This is a genomic window from Aulosira sp. FACHB-615 (assembly GCF_014698045.1).
Taxonomy (GTDB): Bacteria; Cyanobacteriota; Cyanobacteriia; order Cyanobacteriales; family Nostocaceae; genus Nostoc_B.
In genome coordinates, this window is the sequence record NZ_JACJSE010000058.1 from 1 (window position 1) to 16717 (window position 16717).

Annotated in this window: 27 protein-coding genes; 26 read left to right on the forward strand and 1 reads right to left on the reverse strand. The window is 44.8% G+C overall.

All coding sequences use genetic code 11. The features are described from left to right. Positions 1–558: hypothetical protein (locus H6G77_RS33955; protein WP_206758070.1), on the forward strand; the 558-nt coding region annotated here is incomplete at its 5' end. Between the two features lie 44 nt (positions 559–602). On the opposite strand, the gene H6G77_RS33960 is transcribed toward H6G77_RS33955, so the two are convergent. Continuing rightward, positions 603–842: a helix-turn-helix domain-containing protein gene (locus H6G77_RS33960; protein ID WP_190873970.1), complete on the reverse strand. Its 240-nt coding sequence runs from the start codon at positions 840–842 to the stop codon at positions 603–605. 151 nt (positions 843–993) lie between these two features. Here H6G77_RS33960 and H6G77_RS33965 point away from each other — a divergent pair, with 151 nt between their 5' ends. From H6G77_RS33965 to H6G77_RS34085, 25 genes are all read left to right on the forward strand, one after another. Next, entirely contained in the window at positions 994–2286 is a 1293-nt protein-coding gene (locus H6G77_RS33965; RefSeq protein WP_190873971.1) for a hypothetical protein, read from the forward strand. A 39-nt stretch (positions 2287–2325) separates the two neighbouring features. Continuing rightward, positions 2326–2691 carry a hypothetical protein gene (locus tag H6G77_RS33970; RefSeq protein ID WP_190873972.1) on the forward strand — a complete coding sequence of 122 codons (366 nt, stop codon included), beginning with the start codon at positions 2326–2328 and terminating at the stop codon, positions 2689–2691. A 119-nt stretch (positions 2692–2810) separates the two neighbouring features. After that, complete coding sequence (locus H6G77_RS33975; RefSeq protein WP_190873973.1) at positions 2811–3818, forward strand: hypothetical protein; 1008 nt, start codon at positions 2811–2813, stop codon at positions 3816–3818. Further along, positions 3818–4012, forward strand: coding sequence for a hypothetical protein (locus tag H6G77_RS33980; protein WP_190873974.1), 195 nt, complete (start codon positions 3818–3820; stop codon positions 4010–4012). Before H6G77_RS33975 ends, H6G77_RS33980 begins: the two co-directional genes overlap by 1 nt. Further along, a complete protein-coding gene (locus H6G77_RS33985; protein ID WP_190873975.1) occupies positions 4009–4497 on the forward strand; it encodes a gp436 family protein in 489 nt (162 codons plus the stop codon). The genes H6G77_RS33980 and H6G77_RS33985 overlap by 4 nt, the downstream gene beginning before the upstream one ends. Before the next feature lie 84 nt (positions 4498–4581). Then, complete coding sequence (locus tag H6G77_RS33990; RefSeq protein WP_190873976.1) at positions 4582–5001, forward strand: Gp37 family protein; 420 nt, start codon at positions 4582–4584, stop codon at positions 4999–5001. 3 nt (positions 5002–5004) lie between these two features. After that, complete coding sequence (locus H6G77_RS33995; protein ID WP_190873977.1) at positions 5005–5817, forward strand: hypothetical protein; 813 nt, start codon at positions 5005–5007, stop codon at positions 5815–5817. Then, entirely contained in the window at positions 5817–6443 is a 627-nt protein-coding gene (locus H6G77_RS34000; RefSeq protein WP_190873978.1) for a hypothetical protein, read from the forward strand. Before H6G77_RS33995 ends, H6G77_RS34000 begins: the two co-directional genes overlap by 1 nt. A 65-nt stretch (positions 6444–6508) precedes the next feature. After that, positions 6509–6964, forward strand: coding sequence for a hypothetical protein (locus tag H6G77_RS34005; protein ID WP_190873979.1), 456 nt, complete (start codon positions 6509–6511; stop codon positions 6962–6964). Continuing rightward, on the forward strand, positions 6964–7659 hold the full coding sequence (locus H6G77_RS34010; RefSeq protein WP_190873980.1) for a hypothetical protein: 696 nt from the start codon (positions 6964–6966) through the stop codon (positions 7657–7659). The genes H6G77_RS34005 and H6G77_RS34010 overlap by 1 nt, the downstream gene beginning before the upstream one ends. After that, entirely contained in the window at positions 7659–8465 is an 807-nt protein-coding gene (locus H6G77_RS34015) for a hypothetical protein (protein WP_190873981.1), read from the forward strand. The genes H6G77_RS34010 and H6G77_RS34015 overlap by 1 nt, the downstream gene beginning before the upstream one ends. After that, the gene (locus H6G77_RS34020; protein ID WP_190873982.1) at positions 8465–8917 is read left to right on the forward strand and encodes a hypothetical protein; all 453 of its coding nucleotides are present in this window, start codon (positions 8465–8467) and stop codon (positions 8915–8917) included. Before H6G77_RS34015 ends, H6G77_RS34020 begins: the two co-directional genes overlap by 1 nt. Further along, positions 8914–9201, forward strand: coding sequence for a hypothetical protein (locus H6G77_RS34025; RefSeq protein ID WP_190873983.1), 288 nt, complete (start codon positions 8914–8916; stop codon positions 9199–9201). Before H6G77_RS34020 ends, H6G77_RS34025 begins: the two co-directional genes overlap by 4 nt. 71 nt (positions 9202–9272) lie before the next feature. Beyond that, positions 9273–11954 (forward strand): hypothetical protein, encoded by a 2682-nt coding sequence (locus tag H6G77_RS34030; RefSeq protein WP_190873984.1) that lies wholly within the window; start codon positions 9273–9275, stop codon positions 11952–11954. Between the two features lie 251 nt (positions 11955–12205). Then, positions 12206–12349: a hypothetical protein gene (locus tag H6G77_RS34035; RefSeq protein WP_190873985.1), complete on the forward strand. Its 144-nt coding sequence runs from the start codon at positions 12206–12208 to the stop codon at positions 12347–12349. Further along, positions 12342–12743 (forward strand): hypothetical protein, encoded by a 402-nt coding sequence (locus tag H6G77_RS34040; RefSeq protein WP_190873986.1) that lies wholly within the window; start codon positions 12342–12344, stop codon positions 12741–12743. Before H6G77_RS34035 ends, H6G77_RS34040 begins: the two co-directional genes overlap by 8 nt. A 35-nt stretch (positions 12744–12778) precedes the next feature. Then, positions 12779–13078 carry a hypothetical protein gene (locus tag H6G77_RS34045; RefSeq protein WP_190873987.1) on the forward strand — a complete coding sequence of 100 codons (300 nt, stop codon included), beginning with the start codon at positions 12779–12781 and terminating at the stop codon, positions 13076–13078. Positions 13079–13199: 121 nt separating this feature from the next. Continuing rightward, positions 13200–13391: a hypothetical protein gene (locus H6G77_RS34050; RefSeq protein ID WP_190873988.1), complete on the forward strand. Its 192-nt coding sequence runs from the start codon at positions 13200–13202 to the stop codon at positions 13389–13391. Then, positions 13388–13756: a hypothetical protein gene (locus H6G77_RS34055; protein WP_190873989.1), complete on the forward strand. Its 369-nt coding sequence runs from the start codon at positions 13388–13390 to the stop codon at positions 13754–13756. Before H6G77_RS34050 ends, H6G77_RS34055 begins: the two co-directional genes overlap by 4 nt. 17 nt (positions 13757–13773) lie before the next feature. Further along, positions 13774–14046 carry a hypothetical protein gene (locus tag H6G77_RS34060; RefSeq protein ID WP_190873990.1) on the forward strand — a complete coding sequence of 91 codons (273 nt, stop codon included), beginning with the start codon at positions 13774–13776 and terminating at the stop codon, positions 14044–14046. Positions 14047–14119: 73 nt separating this feature from the next. Then, positions 14120–14284: a hypothetical protein gene (locus H6G77_RS34065; protein ID WP_190873991.1), complete on the forward strand. Its 165-nt coding sequence runs from the start codon at positions 14120–14122 to the stop codon at positions 14282–14284. Beyond that, on the forward strand, positions 14284–14682 hold the full coding sequence (locus H6G77_RS36700) for a LuxR C-terminal-related transcriptional regulator (RefSeq protein WP_190873992.1): 399 nt from the start codon (positions 14284–14286) through the stop codon (positions 14680–14682). The genes H6G77_RS34065 and H6G77_RS36700 overlap by 1 nt, the downstream gene beginning before the upstream one ends. Next, entirely contained in the window at positions 14663–15061 is a 399-nt protein-coding gene (locus H6G77_RS34075; RefSeq protein WP_190873993.1) for a hypothetical protein, read from the forward strand. Before H6G77_RS36700 ends, H6G77_RS34075 begins: the two co-directional genes overlap by 20 nt. A 25-nt stretch (positions 15062–15086) precedes the next feature. After that, entirely contained in the window at positions 15087–16115 is a 1029-nt protein-coding gene (locus tag H6G77_RS34080; protein WP_190873994.1) for a hypothetical protein, read from the forward strand. Between the two features lie 45 nt (positions 16116–16160). Beyond that, the gene (locus H6G77_RS34085; protein ID WP_190873995.1) at positions 16161–16622 is read left to right on the forward strand and encodes a lysozyme; all 462 of its coding nucleotides are present in this window, start codon (positions 16161–16163) and stop codon (positions 16620–16622) included. Positions 16623–16717 lie beyond the last annotated feature (95 nt).

Genomic DNA, 16717 nt, shown 5'->3' on the forward strand with positions numbered 1-16717 from the left:
TTCCTGTTTTCGCTACGCTCAAAATCGTCAAGACTACGCAACTCGACTCACTCGCAATTCATCTCAACACCTCCCTATCGGGTAGGTGTGAGCCTTCTTGCTGATTCAGGTAAATTCGCGCCCAAAAACGAATCAGGGGATACGAGTACATTAAAACAAAGACTGCTGGATAAATATAAAAACCCTCCCAAGCAAACAGTAGAAGATTTTATTAAAAAAGAACCTAACGGTAAAGAAACTAGGACTTACGCCACATCTTTAGCTAAAAAAGCTAATGAACTTACAAGAGCTAGTAATGCTGAAATCGAGGACATGGAAAACACATTGCTAGAAATTGACGCGCTAAAAGAGTATTCTGATAAAAAATTTGATTATTATTTTTATCAGATCGATGAAGAAGTAGGGGACAATGAAACCCCTGAATCATGGAGGTATCAAAAAGCGTCCGATGCGCTAGGAAAGGCTTATTCCAGTCTCGACGAAAAATATCAAGAAAAGGATCAAGCTCGGTACGATCGCCTAAAAAGAAAAATGCAAGAAAGGGGAATAGAAAGATAGATTTCAAAATAGATGCGATCGCTGCTTGTAGCCCATCCTTTTGATCAGACTTCAGGAAACAAATCTGCCTCACTCATCTCCAAAACAGAAGCGATCGCTCTCCTTGCCGCAGGCCAAGGCTGTCTGTGTCCCGACTCAAAACCGCTAATATAGCGACTCTCAACCCTGTGACCCGACTGAATAAGTAATATTGACAATTGAACTTGGGTTAATCCCTTTTCTGTACGTACCCGCCGTAGTGTTTCACATGGCGGGTATTCTGTTAATTTTGGTACTGCAACCATAGGTGAGTGAGTAGGTGAGTGCGTCTTTTCAAAATAACCTATTTTCATCTATTTTAAGCAGATTAAAACCTGAAATTTGCTACGATAAATGCCCTCTTTATATGAAATAGAAATATTTAAAGCAGGTACTCGCCCCGCGTCGAATGGGGAGATGACCACTATCACCCCTGCTGACTTACAGCAAGTGGTTGACACTTATAACCCTGAACACTTCCGCGCCCCATTGATAGTTAGTCAAAGCATTGGACACGACATTGGAAGTTACACGGATAAAACCGCGTCTAAATCCAAAGAACTGTGCCACGGCATCCCCAAACAATTGCGGTTGGCAGGCGATCGCCTCATGGCTGGATTTGAGAAAGTATCCAAGGATTTTGCTCAGTGGGTACGAGATAAACAAATCCACTCAGTTTCTAGTAGCTTTTACTTACCAAATTCCCCAAATAACCCCTATTCCGGCAAGTGGAGCCTAAGACACATTGCCGGACTAGGTACAACCCCACCTGCCTGTAAAGGACTAGCAGCTTTACCCGACCCGCCACCGGAATGGATGGAGGTAGGGAGCAGGGAGTGGGGAGCAGGGGTTTTTGAACCCTATGCAATCAGTTTTAACGAACAAGAAGAAGGGGTAATCGATTTTATGGGGGTGATGATAGCAAGTTCTCCTTGGATGATCGCGGCTGATTTGTTCCAGAGACAGCGCGAATACTTAATTGAGTCCGAAAGCTTGGAGGTGGCGGATCGTGTGCTTCCTGCCGATCAAATCGCCGCACTTCGCAGCATGGCAGAGATGGATTCAGATAAATCCCGCCAAATCTACGAATTGCAAATGCGAATCGCTCAGTTAGAACGAGAAGAGTTATCGGAGTACGGAGAAGGCATGAAAAAGACAAAGCCGATGGATGACGAAGAGGAAATGATGGAGGATGACGAAGAAGATATGGAGGGTGAAGAATACCTCTCAAAGAAAAAGAAAAAATCGATGGATATGAGCGAACAAGAACAAGCCTTAGCAGACAGAGAAAAAGCCTTGAGGCTTAGGGAAGAAGCTTTTGAAAGGCAACAAGTAAACAGCTTTGTAGAGGGATTGGTTAACCAAGGTAAGGTATTAGCCGCTAAAAAAGCTGACACCATTACATTGTTGCTAAACACCCCCAACACCGCCAATATTGACTTCTCTGAGGACGTTGGTAGCAAGACCCCGCGCCAAGCCTTGATGGATATGCTCAACGACCAACCATCCTGGAACTATGGAGAAGCGATCGCTCCTAACTTCACAGATCCCGTTAGTCCTCACAACCAAAGTTTCGCCCTCCCTGGCGCAAGTGCAGAATCAGTCAAGCAAGATACCGCGATCCGCGCTTGGTGCAAACAAAACGGCAAAGACCCAAGTGATGCTCATAATTACTCCGAAGCCGCGACGGCGCTAGGGTTCACCTACTAGTTCTGTTGACCAATGACTAATGACTAATGACTAATAACTATGAGTAAACAACAACTAGCAACCAGAGTCGTTACCGTCGTTCCCTCTGCTGCTATCAGTAAAGGACGCGGCATAACTCACGCTTGGGCGCAAGCAACAGACGGCACAAGTTCCGCAGGACAGGCAATCTTTGCGATCGCTGATGAAAATATCGCAGCAGGCGATCAAGGTCGCGCCATTATGGGTGAAACCGCAATGGCTGAGGCTGGCGCAGCGATTAACGGGTCAGAGCCTCGGCTCAAGACCGATGCTCAAGGACGCTTTATTCCTTGGACATCTGGCTCAATCGTTGCCGCACGTCTAGTGCCAGGACAAACCGCAGGCGCAGCCGGACAGTTTGTCGAAGTTTATATCACCTCTGTTTAAGTGCTGAGTTGAAAGTGCTGAGTGTTGAGTAGTAATACTTGTCACTTAGCACTAATCAAGTCCAAGCGCCACAGGCGTACTCAGCACTCAGCACTCAGCACTCAGTACTTTAAAAATTTATGCCCTCCCCAGTTTCAGTTTTAGAATCACGTTTAGGTATTAATCAGGTACTCACAAACCTTGCTCAAGGTTACAAGCAGCCTGATTTTGTGATGCGTCTTCTGTTCCCCTTGGCGGATGTTAGTACCTATGGTGGTCAAATCATCCAGTTTGATGAAGCAGCTTACGAAGACGTGACAGACGATCGCGCTGATGGTGCGCCTTACCCGGAAGTACAATCCGGTTACTCTGGCGTACCCTTCAAATTGGCGTTCAAGGGTCTGACTTACAAAGTCCCAGATAAACGCCGCAATGAAATGGCGAATATGAAAATCAATTGGGGCGCAATGGCTACCAACGTCCTAATGTCAAAAGCAGGGTTGCGCCACGAAATTGAATCCGCAGCGATCGCTACCACTGCCGCCAACTACGCAACCAATAACGTCGTTACCTTAAGTTCCGGGACTCAGTTAAATGAGTCTGGAGTTGACCCAGATCCAGTAATTAGAACAGGGATTACTGCTGTTGGGAATCAAATTGGGGTTGAGCCAAATGTAATGCTAATTGGTGTTTCAGCCTTTGATGCCTTAGCCACCAAATACGCTCGAAACTTCACCTCAACCAACACAACCCCAGGGCTTAGACAGCAACTAACAGAAGACACCTTGGCTCAAATCTTCGGTTTCGCTCGTTGCCGCAAAGTAAAAGCCTTGAAAAAGGTTGGTGCTACCAAGTCTCGCGTCATGGATAAAGATATCGTCTTGGCGTATACGAATCCTGCGGCCTTGAACAGCGATCGCTTACCCTACCGCCCAATGGGCAACATCGACGTAAATATGCTTGAGCCTTCCTATGGCTACACCTATGTTTACGTCAACAACCCCTTGATGTACGACCCAGGACGTAATGAAGAGAACAAATACACCTACTACCAGCTCGACTTTGACCGCAAGGTTGTCGCTACTGGTGTGCAGGAATCTGATAGCAAGATTATTTCTGGCTACTTAATTAAAAATGCGGTGGCGTGATGAAAGCAGTAGTTACCGTTGGTTCTGTTCATTTTGGCGAAAAAGTCTATCAAGTAGGCGATGAGCTTGAGGCGGGCGAAGAAGTGTTCGCTCCTTTAATTGCCGCAGGTGTAGTTGAATTGGTTGAAGAAACCCCTAAGTCCCCACCCAAAAAGCAACCCCGCAAGCCAGAAGAGGAACCTGAAACTCCATGAGCTACGCCACGGTTGAGGAATTTACATCGGTGATTGGCAATCAAGAAACAGTCGAATTGACCAACCTTGATAATCCCAGCGCCACGACCGTGAACAGCGATCGCCTCCAACAGGTTCTAGAGGATGCCAGTGGCGAAATTGATGGTTATTTGGCAACCCGTTACGCCACACCTCTAGAATTTATCCCCTCAACTATCCGCACCTACTGTGTTGACATTGCTTGGTACAGACTTGCTCAAAACAATGCCCCTGAGCAGTTTGCGACACGGTACAACAACGCGATCGCGCGTCTCAAGGATATCGAAAAGGGCATCATGGTACTGCTTGATCCAACAGGATTTCCGCTACCAAAGCGCCTTGAAACCAATCCTTTAGTAGACGATCGCGGTAACTTGCTTGATGATTGGTCGGTGGCTTATGTGCCGGGTGGTGAGGCAAACCTAACAAGAGAATTGTTAAACGTTCAAGATATTTACAGGTACTAAATCAGCGAACAGTGGACAGTTACCAGTAATCAATAAAAACCGATAACTGATAACTGATAACTGATAACTGATAACTGATAACTGATGCTCAAGGAAATCAAGCAAGCTATTATCGCCCAACTGCAACCCCTCTCTGATAGAGCGCGAATCTTTGCTGACGATACAGAAGGGGAAGCTGGTTCAAATTCTCAAGTCCGTCACGACTACATTATTCGCGTATCTTATGCAGGTGGCACGTTCACCCCACCCACCACTACAACAAGGGTTGCATTCCAGCAGGGCGATCGCTCCTTCCAAATCGCAGTTGAGTACCGCGATTTACGCAACGAAGATAAAGCGGTGGAATTGTTGGAGGAAATTCAGGGGTTGATATTTGGCTTTTGCCCTTGTGTTCAAGGTGTTACGGGCGAATTTTATTTGGGAAGTGACAGATTTATTCGTAACGACAACGGTGTTTATTTTTACGCAGTGACTTTTAATATTTCAACTCATATCAAAAGGTAGTTTATGGTAAATGCTCAATATGGCTTAAGAACATGGACGCGGTTAGGCATTAGTCGTTACGCGACTATTTCAGGCGAACGTGTCAAAATCCCGATGGGTGTAATTACAGCCCCTGGCACAATGTCTATCCAGATGGGCGAATCTATTGAGGAATTAAAAACCAAGTCCTGTAAAGGGCAAACAGTTACCGCCTTTACTTACTCCAACGAAATCGCGCCCGAAATTCAGCTTGAATGCTCGGTAGCTTCACCCGAATGGGATACTTTTGTCCACGGCAGGCTGATGGCTGCTGGTACTAATGTAGAAGGGTTTGCGTATTTTGAACTTGACGCAACCAAGACATCCTTTCCAGCTAGGACTTCAGGGCAAACAGGTTTTGGCGTTACGGCTCAATCCGCCTCTGACTACTCCGAAATTTACTACATCGATCCAGTGACTAAGCTTGCTCAACCATTAGAAATAGTTGCCTCATCCCCTGCCAATGATCAGATTGTGATTGGTAACAACTTGGCAATCACACTCAGTCCCGAACTTGCCGATACTGGATACAGAATTGAGGGGTGGGTTCCTGTGACACTCAGTGCGGCTACCATTATTAGTGCTGAATTGTTGGATGTAGTTGAAATCAAGGCACAGGGCATTGATTTTAATGAAAAAGTAGCAGGATTTCGCGCCCGATACTGTACACGCCTAGCTGGTGGTGAAATCAACCAAGATCCCGCAAGGCAAGCTAATTTCCGTATTTTAGAAGATCCCAATGATGGTACGGGGATAGGCTTTCAGATGTTCTATCCTAATCTTGAGGTTGTTTGCTGATGGTTACTGAGCGTAGCCGAAGTATGGAGTTTTGGAGACTGGATACCATAGATGGTGATTTCCTCTTGGTTAAATCACCATCATGGGCGATCGCTCCTACAATCCGCGCCTACCATCTAGAGTTAATCAATCGCACCCGTCACATACAGGATTCGCACTTGGTAGAAGCAGATGAGGTGTTTTACTCAGGACTCACTCCCTACTATCAACACCTGGGCGATCGCTTAGGCTTCGATCCCTCCATCCTCACCCCCGCATCTCGCCATAGCTTTTTCATTGCTGCCGAGTCACGCGGGGAATTTTGGATCTCAGGGCTTGAGTTGCTCATGGGGTTCGATTATGAAGCAGAGGGGCTGAGGGGCAAGGGCGCAGGGGGGCTAAGGGTTACTAGCGGGGACTTCAATTTAGATGTGCTGGCGGAAATGCTATTGATTCCTCGCCCTTCGGACTTGGAATATCTGTTAAACAATTTATCCCCAGGTGCGATCGCTCTGCTTGCTAAACAAATAGGCGATCGTCTGCGTGGCAAGGAGGCGCTTGACGAGCTACAAAAAGCAAGAGACTTAGAGATTTTTGAACAGCAAAAAGGCGTAGATTTGTTGAAGAAATCAGGGTTTAAAATCTAATGCTACGGATTGTAAAAGGCAGATTTTTAAAACCTAATGGAGAGCCTTTAACTAATCATCCCGTAATGTTTAATTTTACGGGTGGCTTTGATGCTGAAAATCAATACACCAAGCGCACATGGACGGAACGCACAGATGAAAATGGTGAATTATCTGTTGAACTCTGGGCAAACGAAGATAGTTTAATATCTTCTAAATACAGTTGCAAATTCGGCAATGAAGTAGTCTTTTTTACCGTTGAAGCGGGCGAGGGTGAAGTTGAGCTTTCTGATTTGAGAATGCAGGATGCGGGAGGGGGAGATCCGCCGCCAACTAGTACTAATTATTATCAACTTTTACAATACACGGGCAGTAATAATTTTCAACTAAATCAAGTCGTCTCATCTCCTGAAAAAGCCATGCTTTTTATTAATGGATGCAAGGCGAAATTTTCACAAGATTTCAATATTAATAGTTCTACTTTAAATTGGCTAAATACTTTTGGTTTGGATAATTCAGATGTGATTGAGGTTTATTACTAATGCCTATTAAAGCAAAGCAAATAGAAAAGTTAATTGATGCGCCTATTACTATTCAAAATGTAAGTGTCACCGGTTCATCGGCAACGGTAACTACTCCAATTACTAGCGCCTTGAGTAGTGCGGGACAGGGTGGAGCAAGTGTGCCTGTGCAGGTGGCAACATCTACGGCGATTGGGATTGTAACAGGAAGTACGCCAATACCAATTCGCAGTAACACCACAAAAGAAGTGCTGACAGATGCTTCTGGGAATGAAATTTACGGTAAGCTATCAAGTTCTACTGGTGTTTACACTTTATCTTTCTTTTCGCTAATTGACGGAACCGAAACCTCCTACACCTTTGCTAGTTCCCAATCAATTGATTTTGATTTCATTTATCGATTTGACTTCTATCGCTTACCTGCAAATTTCGCTATAGCGCGAAATGTTTATACAGATCCTCTCGGTGGTGCTGTTGGCGGTGCGGCATTATTCACAGAAGTGTTAACAGTTACCGCCTTAAATACGATTAACGACCTTACTAAAACCCCATCAACTAACAACAACGTACATCTAATTGTGAACGGTGTAATCGTAAGTGCGATCGCATCTCATTTCAGTATCTCAGGAAAAGCAATAACCTGGAGTGCTAACAATGCCGGATTTAATCTAGAAACCACTGATACCGTAGTCGCGCTGTACACTACCAACGAATAATGTCAATCAAGAAAAAGCAGATAGAAGCAATTAGCGGCTATCAAGTGTTTATATCCTCCGGTACATGGACAAAGCCAAGCAATGCCACCTTTATAGAAGTGGAGTGCTTTGGAGGTGGTGGCGCTGGGCGTGGTGCGGGTACAACAACGGGTGGTAGTAGCGGGGGTGGCGGCGCTTGCTCTAGACGAACCTTCTCGGCCGCAGATTTAACCAGTACCGTAACCGTAACGGTTGGCGCTGGCGGAACTGGAGGGGCAGGAAGTAGCGGATCGGGTGGAAGCGGTGGCACTAGTCCCGGAAACAGTAGTTTTGGAAATTATTTATTTGCAGGAGGCGGCGCATCTCCCAATAGCACAACGGGAGGGCGTGGAGGTGGAACCCTTGCTAGTGGCTCTACTTCTGGTATCCCTGACGGTGGCAACGGTGGTAGCGCGTCTGGCTCGACATCACTCTTTGGTGGAGCAGGTGGAAGCGGCGCTGGTAACGCTGGTGTTAGTAGCGGTTATGGAGGTTGTAGTGGTGGCGGTGGTGCTACCAGTGCTACTGGTACAGGTTTTGCGGGTGGTGCGAATCTTAATTCCGGCGGTAGTGCAGGCACAGTCGGCGGTAATGGTGGGAATGGTGCAGATTCTAGTACAGGTGCAGGCACAGGCGGCGGTGGCGGTGGTGGTAGCTCAACAACTGGCGGTACTGGCGGAAATGGTGGTATTCCTAGCGGCGGTGGCGGTGGTGGTGGCGTAGGCACAGTACAAGGCGGCGCTGGTGGTAACGGGGGACGCGGTGAAGTTCGTGTGAGGTGGTGGTGATGCGATATGCAATTATTGAAAACAATCAAGTAGTCAATGTGGTGCTGATCGAGAGACTGGAAGACTTCGATCCTGCAATAGAAGCGATCGCCTCAGAAACAGCCAATATCGGCGACATCTGGGATGGCGCTAACTTTGTCGCTGCAAATAACTCGCAACCACTAGACTGGGTAGGATTTAACAACGCCTTGCTTGTGAATGAAGCCTATAACCGCGCCGCATCCACAACCTTGAATCAGCAAGCAAAAAATAGGATGGAGGCTTACGCGATCGCTCTTGGTACTTCTAATGCTGATGTTAATTTACCTGTGTTCGCACTGCTATGGAATCAAGCAATGGAAGGCGTACCACTACCAAGCAAACCATCGATAGAAGAAGTTGACGAATGGAGAGCGATCGCTCTTGCTTCTAAGATGTCGTTTACATTTAATGATGAGGGGTTGATTGATTGAACTATTTATGGTTGCTTACTTTTGGCTTTGCTTTTACTGCGATGTTTCGATTGATTCAAAATATTGAATCTCGACTAAAAGAACTAAATGAGTGCGATATATGCTTTTCCTATATAGAGCTAGGTGACGGCGTTTATAGGATATCTCCCCGCCCTCGCAATTATGAATTACTGCGAGAATTATCGAATGTGATTTGGATTGAGGTTAAGGGAGATGATTTGTTGATTAAGGCAGAAAGACTAACTACGGTAGAAGATATTGTTTATACGCTAAATAGCTTTTGACAGCGCGATCGCCTGTGCTAGATTAACCAATATTCCTTTTTTGCAAGCCGCGTTTGACGCGGTTTTTGTATATGTTGGTTTCTTCTCCCTACCTCCCCACCACGGCGAAAAGCGATCGCCTCGCCCTCAACACCCAAATCAAGTTTGATACCAACTACTACGCTCCATTGGTAGTTGTAGATTTTGGTGGAGGTGAAGCCTACACGGCGACGAATACAGGAGATGTAAGTCTCCCTGATAACTGGGAATCAGTAATGGCAGTAGAAATTAACGGACAAACCCTCACACCCGCCGTAGATCCCGAAAATCCACAGACGAACGAGTTCCTGTATAACCCCTACACCAAAACAGTACAAGTTTCTCAGTCTGGCGGTAGCATCAAAGTACTAGGCGGTAGAGAGCAACTCAAATTTGCCCCGCCGCTACTACTACCCCCACACCCGGACTTATTCACAAAACTACCACTAACAGGTGCGATCGCTCTCAATGAATCCTTTGAGCAGCACCCCACCGCCCAGTTTGAATTTGAAGTGACTGGTGTAAGCAAATCAACTCTACAAAATATCTTTAAGCCAGGAACAGAGATTGATTTATATGGCATCCCACTACGAATCAACAGCCTTAACCTAACTGAATTGCCCCGTGCTATTTACCCAGATTCTAGAATCAAGGTGTCAGCATCGCTTGGTGGTCGCTGGGAGAACTACCTTGATACTCTATGCTTTCTTCGCAGTGATGGAAAAAATAACGCACCCTCGGATACACCCTTTCAAGACCCGGAGTGCGTTTCTACCAACACTGTAAACGTTGACCCCAATAGTAACACTACGATCGCTCTGTTACTAGCCAAACTCGGCATTAACTATATCGGCCCCAACTTAGCACCAGTCCCCATTCCCGACGACACACCAAGAGATGCGGTTGTTAGCCCAATACAGCTACTAAGCGATCGCCTCCGCTTGGCTAATTCCTTTGTTCGTTATTCCAATGCCCAGGGTATTCAAGTAGTCCCAGTTAATTCAACTAGGGTATGGACTTATCAAGAAAGCGATATTTTGGGGGAAGTCGAGACGAGTTACGAGGCGATCGCTAAAACTAGTAAGTCTCGGTTAACAAGCATTGCTGATTACAATCCCAGTGTAGATTTGGTGAACTTCCCCTCTACTATTACTGCTGCACCTGTGCCGACATTGAGGGGGGAGGGAGCGACGGCGCTTGGTTTTGAATACCCAAACATCGAAATCACGGGCGACTTCACCGAAACCACCACCAAAGAACAAGAACGCACCCAGGGGCAAACCCCAAGGTATGTACGGAAGGAAATCAAGCGCAACACCAGGGCAGAAGGGGATGTGACAGCGAATATTCCCTTGGAAGGTGTAAGCGAAATCAAAACCATGTCCCTGTGCTTTGATATTGGAGGACAAACCAAATCTCGCAGTTATGTAACCGAGGAAAACGGAACCAAGGTACAAGTAGTTGATGAAACTTGGGGATTTGCCTACACCGCAGCATCGATCTACAACGGCGCTACAGGTAATTTATCCGGCGACCCTAATACAATCTGGCGGTGCATTCGGCGCACCACGACTGATTACTACTACGATTACAATACAGGCTACTTACTCTATGTAATTACAAGCGGGTACAACACAGTTCGCTACAAGGAGGAAAACCCGCAAGCACCGGAAACATTGGAACTAACCCCAAGTGACGATGAATACAGTTTATACAGCTTCTTCCGCGTCCCCGTCACCGGGCGCACCAGTTACTCTTTGAAATTATTCCCTGAATACGTGGCGAGTGAAGGGTTATTTGAATTAGTCAAAACCTGTAACCGTGACGGCACAAGTTCACTCACTCCATTAATTAATCCAGATTATGCGCCTCCTTATTATGTGGAGTGGGAGCGCACAGAGATGACCGCTTTTGCTTCTCGCAAGAACATTGATGACGGTCAACCTGACTTTATTGTCGGGGAGGAGTCGCGGTTCCAAATGTATCGACAAATCATTCCCGCCGAATACAAGGAGAAAACCGTAGGTTTCGAGAACGGCTACCCAATTATTGAGCGAGGCGATCTGATTACAGATCAAAAAATCTTGGCTCACAATATTGAATTTAAAGCCCAAGGACAAGCGATCGCCCAAGCCGTCGAACGCGTGTGGACTGAAGAAAGTATGGGCGAATTAACTTTAGCTACAAGACGCAATCCCTTGTACACCCGACAAGAACCAGCACAAGATACCAAGCGAACTGATATTAATGATCAGCAGCAGTACAGATATTTGGTACAAAGCGCAGGGTACGCAGTAAGCGATCCTGTTGGTGGATCTGAATCGGTTCCACTGGCTAAAACTTGGAACGAGGCATTGGTTTATTTGCAGTGTAAATTGGCTATTGAGAATTGGCGTAATGGATTTACAGAATCGCTGCAAATACCAGGAAACTTGCAGATACGTAGCGGCGATCGCTTCAATTATTGGTGTAATGGTGAGTATCGCCAAAGAGTAGTATTAAGTGTGCAGACTCAATTAAATATTCTGGGTGTGGTGGATGGGGTGCCGCGCATCACCTACGCCACATCCCTATCTCTTGGCCCGTGGGTCAACCCAACAGTCGCCTATAGTAAAATACCTCTACCCAAGGAACCGAAAGCACCGACAGTTAATATTACTGTGACAAATGTTGTTTCTCAGACGCTTGGTTCTGTTCTTGATTGGGCGACAATTAGAAGTAGAAGGAATTTTTAGGGGCGAAATAAGAATTTTTATGTTTGAACCTTTAGTGGACGAGCTTTGTTTCTTGCTAAAACGTTTATTAGAGTTATTAACTCTGATAGACAAGTTAAATCATCTTGCACTTAGGCTTCTAATTGGTAAATACGCCAGACAAGAATTATCTATAGTGTTAGCCGAGCTTGAATTAGTTGGCTTTATAATGCTTTGTGTTTGGTATCTATGGAAAATCACTCACTAGGCAATTAAGAGGCAAAATATAAGTTATGGCTCAATTGTTTTACAGCACAGATTTAAAATATTTTATTGCTTTTGTGAATGGCGAAGTGGTGGACATAGGATTTAATTATCATGTCCTGGCTCATAAAATGGGAATAAGAACTCGCCCCAAAGGTTTCAAAAATGAGTAATGGAACAAAATACAAATTTTGTAACTTAGGGGCGATCGCTATGACCACTACTGATTACGACCGCAGTAATCCGATTCAGATGCGTGTATCTGACTTTATTAGGAAGTTATCTTCTGTTGTAGACGCGATGTGTGCTTCATACTTAGACGAAGTTGGTGAGCCGGGATTTATATTAAAAGATTCCAGTGAAGATCGCTTGCTAACTATATACAGAATTATCCCGCCATCCAGTGTTAATGATTGCGACTTCACAAACAATGATTCGCTTGTTGACGCAAAGCTTTTAAAGGACAAATGTGAGCAATGGCGATCGCTCGTAGATATCCCCGCATCTCAAGCTGAAATAGTGGTAGGAATAAGCAAGTTTTGGATTCAAAAACGTAGTGATATTTAAGGCGATCGCACCGCCAATTTCAAGGGATAATGTCTATGGAATTAGAACAAGAAGACTGCGGGGTTTTATTAGCAATAAAACAGCCATGCCCAGACAAGGATCTAATATTTAAATTGCTTTTCGATAGCGAAATAGTTGCTTCTGTGGCACTTGCTCAACTTACAGGTTTTAGCCCTATACCTTGCTACGAGTTTCGCTGGTATTACGATCATGAATTACCTGTTCCTGTTGGTACGCCGCAACATAGGGCATTGTTGAAAAATTTTGGGTGTATGTGGCGCTGGGAGAAAATAGAGGATGCAGAAGACGGTGAGCCTTGGCACAAAGGAAGATAGTTTTAAGGAGAGCGATCGCTTATGAAAAGACTCATTATTGAACGACATTGGCAGATCAAAATATTTGTCGCACTGCTTTGGTTTTTGGTATTTTTGTTTCAGTCTTAGGAGCGATCGCACCATGATTCACCCCGATCAACTAACCGAACCCCAAGTAAGAGAAATCCTCAATGATTTTGTGACAATATTGGCATTTTATGAGGGGGTTTCTCTCAAAGAAGAACATGAAATGTCAGCAGATGATCCTAAGATGGTTAGGTGGCGTGAAACAGCAGAATCTTTGTGGAATGCAGTTAAGGATGCGATCGCATGAATACTGGAGAAAAATTAGAACTATCAGAAAATGAAAGTGAATTCCAGAAGAAAGTTTTAGAATTTTTGGTCAATGGCTATGAGCAATTTGCTAACAAACGCCTATATCCAGACTGTGTATTTACTGCAAGTAAAATAATAGAAATCAATGGAGTAAAAGCCTACTATCTTCATATTGAAGCCCACCCACCAAAATATAGGTTTCACGATTACACATTTCGGGCGATCGCTCAATTCAGAAGATCGATAGAAGGGGGTGAAACATTTAATGTTCAGCTTCTTGATGTTGTTGATTATCTGCAAGTAGAAAAATTCTTCACACAAATTTGGATGTTAATGGGATGTGGTGTTTATCATGATGGTTGAACCGAGGAGCGATCGCCATGAGTGACAAAAGTATGGGCGATCGCCTCGCTAGATCCAAAGGAGAACGCGTTATGAAAATCCACACTGCCGGAGATGCTTTTTTAGCCTCATTAGGTGCTTGTGTTTTAAGCGTATTCGTAGTAATTAGGCTATTACTTGTTTGTGTTGCTATTTGGAATTTCTTTCATCTTGAAATAGTTAACGCTTGCGCTTTTTTGGGTATCTCTGAGTTTCTTGGTTGGTTGGTTAATGGAATTGTTGAGAATATACGAGAAGGCGATCGCTTATGAGTGGGAAGATGAATTTTGTATACGCAAGAAAATTGAAAGATAGCGCAACCCCTCGTAATTGGACAAAACAATAATGTACACAACAGCAAAAGCAGCCGAACCCTGGCTTAAGTTATTCCCAAAAATCAAAAAATCTGGTACTAATCTAGAAATTAGTTTGCGTGGGGTGACTTACGCGATCGCGCCTGACAAGCGATCGGCTCAAGTACAAAATACAAGTATTAAACAGTATCGATAATGTCGGGATTACGCTGTCTCACACCAAAAGAAAAACTGGTTTGTAAATTGCTTGTAGAGGGTTTATCATACAAAGAGATCGCTCTTCGTGCAGAGATGGGACTAAGGACTGTAAATTCTCACACTTGCAATATTTACAGCAAACTTGGGATCAATAGAAAGTCAGGAGAGTTGTTAAAATTGCTGCGAAGTGATATTGATGCGCCCGCAACAAATTTGTGTCAAAGCAAAGAACAACGCCTTAAGGTGTACCAGTTAAAGAAAGAAGGCTTTTCGGTGCAAGAAATTGCTGTCAAGCTGAGAATTACTCCAAGAAAAGTGTATAGCTATTCCTGTTCAATAAAGTGGCTCATTAAAACACGGAATGGTGGAGAATCAAATGCGATCAATTCTAAATAGCGACCAAAAACTTTTGATTCAGTGGCGATCGCTCCTCCATCACAATGTCCCTAGATTTGTTAAACACATTAAAGATCGTGGCGGTGTTAGCAATGAAGAATGGGAGTGGCTACACTTCCATGAACCCCAGCCAGATGACCACAAAAAATGGAAACAATGGCACAAAGACGACGCTAATTACCCACAAGGAGTGCTTGCAAGAGCTGATGAATACTTGCTGTTTCCTAAGAATAGGCAGGTTTTCGAGCAGGGGTTATTTGTATTAGTCAGAGCATTGGCGATCATGGCTTTTGTTCCTGGCGGAGTGAGGATGGTGGGGCTGCATTTTTGCTCTGAAATCGATAATTTTGTAGTGGATGAAGATGCGGGCGAAACCTGATTGCACTGGACAGAAATTTGGATATTTGACGGTAATTGGCAAAGCAGGTAGAAACTCAAAAAATATTCAACTATGGAAGTTGCAGTGTAATTGCGGGAAAATTATTGAAAAGCCTCGCATTAATTTTGATAATAATAAAGGACATCCCCCGTCATGTGGATGCCAGAAACGCTTAAGAGTGATAGAACGCAATCAAAAAAGAGCAAAACCTGATTGCACAGGGATGAGATTTGGCAGGATTGTAGTACTGGGCAAGGGTGGCACGCGCCCTGATTCATACGGATCTTATATTCAGTTTTGGAGACTACAATGCGATTGCGGCAATATAATCGAAAGAACTAGAGAAAGCTTTGATCGCAAAGGACAGGTTTCCTGTGGTTGTGCCAGAAAGCTGGGCTTAATAGACAATAAGCGCCGCCCACGCGATATCTCAGGGCAAAGATTTGGCAGTCTTACAGCTATTAAACTTACTGGATACAATGACGATAACAACAGGCCAGCATGGATGCTCGCTTGCGACTGTGGAAATACTTGTGAACTATCTTTATCAAAGATTACTCATAAACAACGCCAATGCTTGTGGGTAAATTGTGGTGACAGCACAAAACACCCCGAAAGATATCTTGAATACCCACCAACCCCTAATCCCTATCCCAAGGAAGCTGGCGAACTATTAGAAAAATATCTACATCTATCCGAGATCGGCTATCAACAAATCGATAGCGCAATTGAAGACGAGAAGCGTGATCGCCTCATCCGTGCTTGCTGGATTTTGACTTATAGGCGATCGCTTGGCGAACAACTTTCTGAGTTATATGAAAAGCGATATATCAAAAAGTCTCTGCGTTACTGCTCAATTGATGTTTTTTGGCGACGAAAACTGGAACAAAATGGAGGTTTCCTATATACTGTCAACAACAAGAAAAAAGAGATAGGTATAGCAATGGCCGACGGAACATCGCTCGACTACCCTGAGCTTGAACTTGAGGGGATTACTTTGCTACCTATCAATAATTCGCCATCACCAAAAAGATTAAAATTTCGTCGTTGCTAGGTCGCCGCACTGGGAATAATATCGCATAGAGTTCAGTAACCAAAAATGCCTATACCTGTTCCCGGAATTGAGCTAATCAAAGAGTTTGAAGGCTGTCATCTCGTCGCTTACCCTGATCCACTCTCAGGAGGCAAGCCCATTACTATTGGTTGGGGATGCACCAAAAAACTGGATGGCGGTGAATGGAAATTGGGCGATCGCATCACTCAAGAACAAGCCGATCAACTACTCATTCACCAACTAGAAAACGACTATTTACCCAAACTGCAAAAAATCCCGCACTGGGACGAAATGAACGACAACCAACGCGGCGCGTTACTTAGCTTTGGCTACAATTTGGGGGCGAGTTTCTACGGCGGCAGTAATTTTCAAACCATCACCAAGGCGCTAAAAAATAAGGAATGGGATAAACTGAAAACGGTTATCCCTATGTACTGCAATCCCGGCAGTAAAGTAGAGAAGGGATTGCGACGACGTAGGGAGGCGGAAGTGAACTACCTACACTGACCTTGCGGTACAGTGTAGGCTTCCCAATTCAATGGGGATTGCCTCAACCTTCGTAGATTTTTTACGTCCCGAAGATTTTGGTCTTACATCCCCTC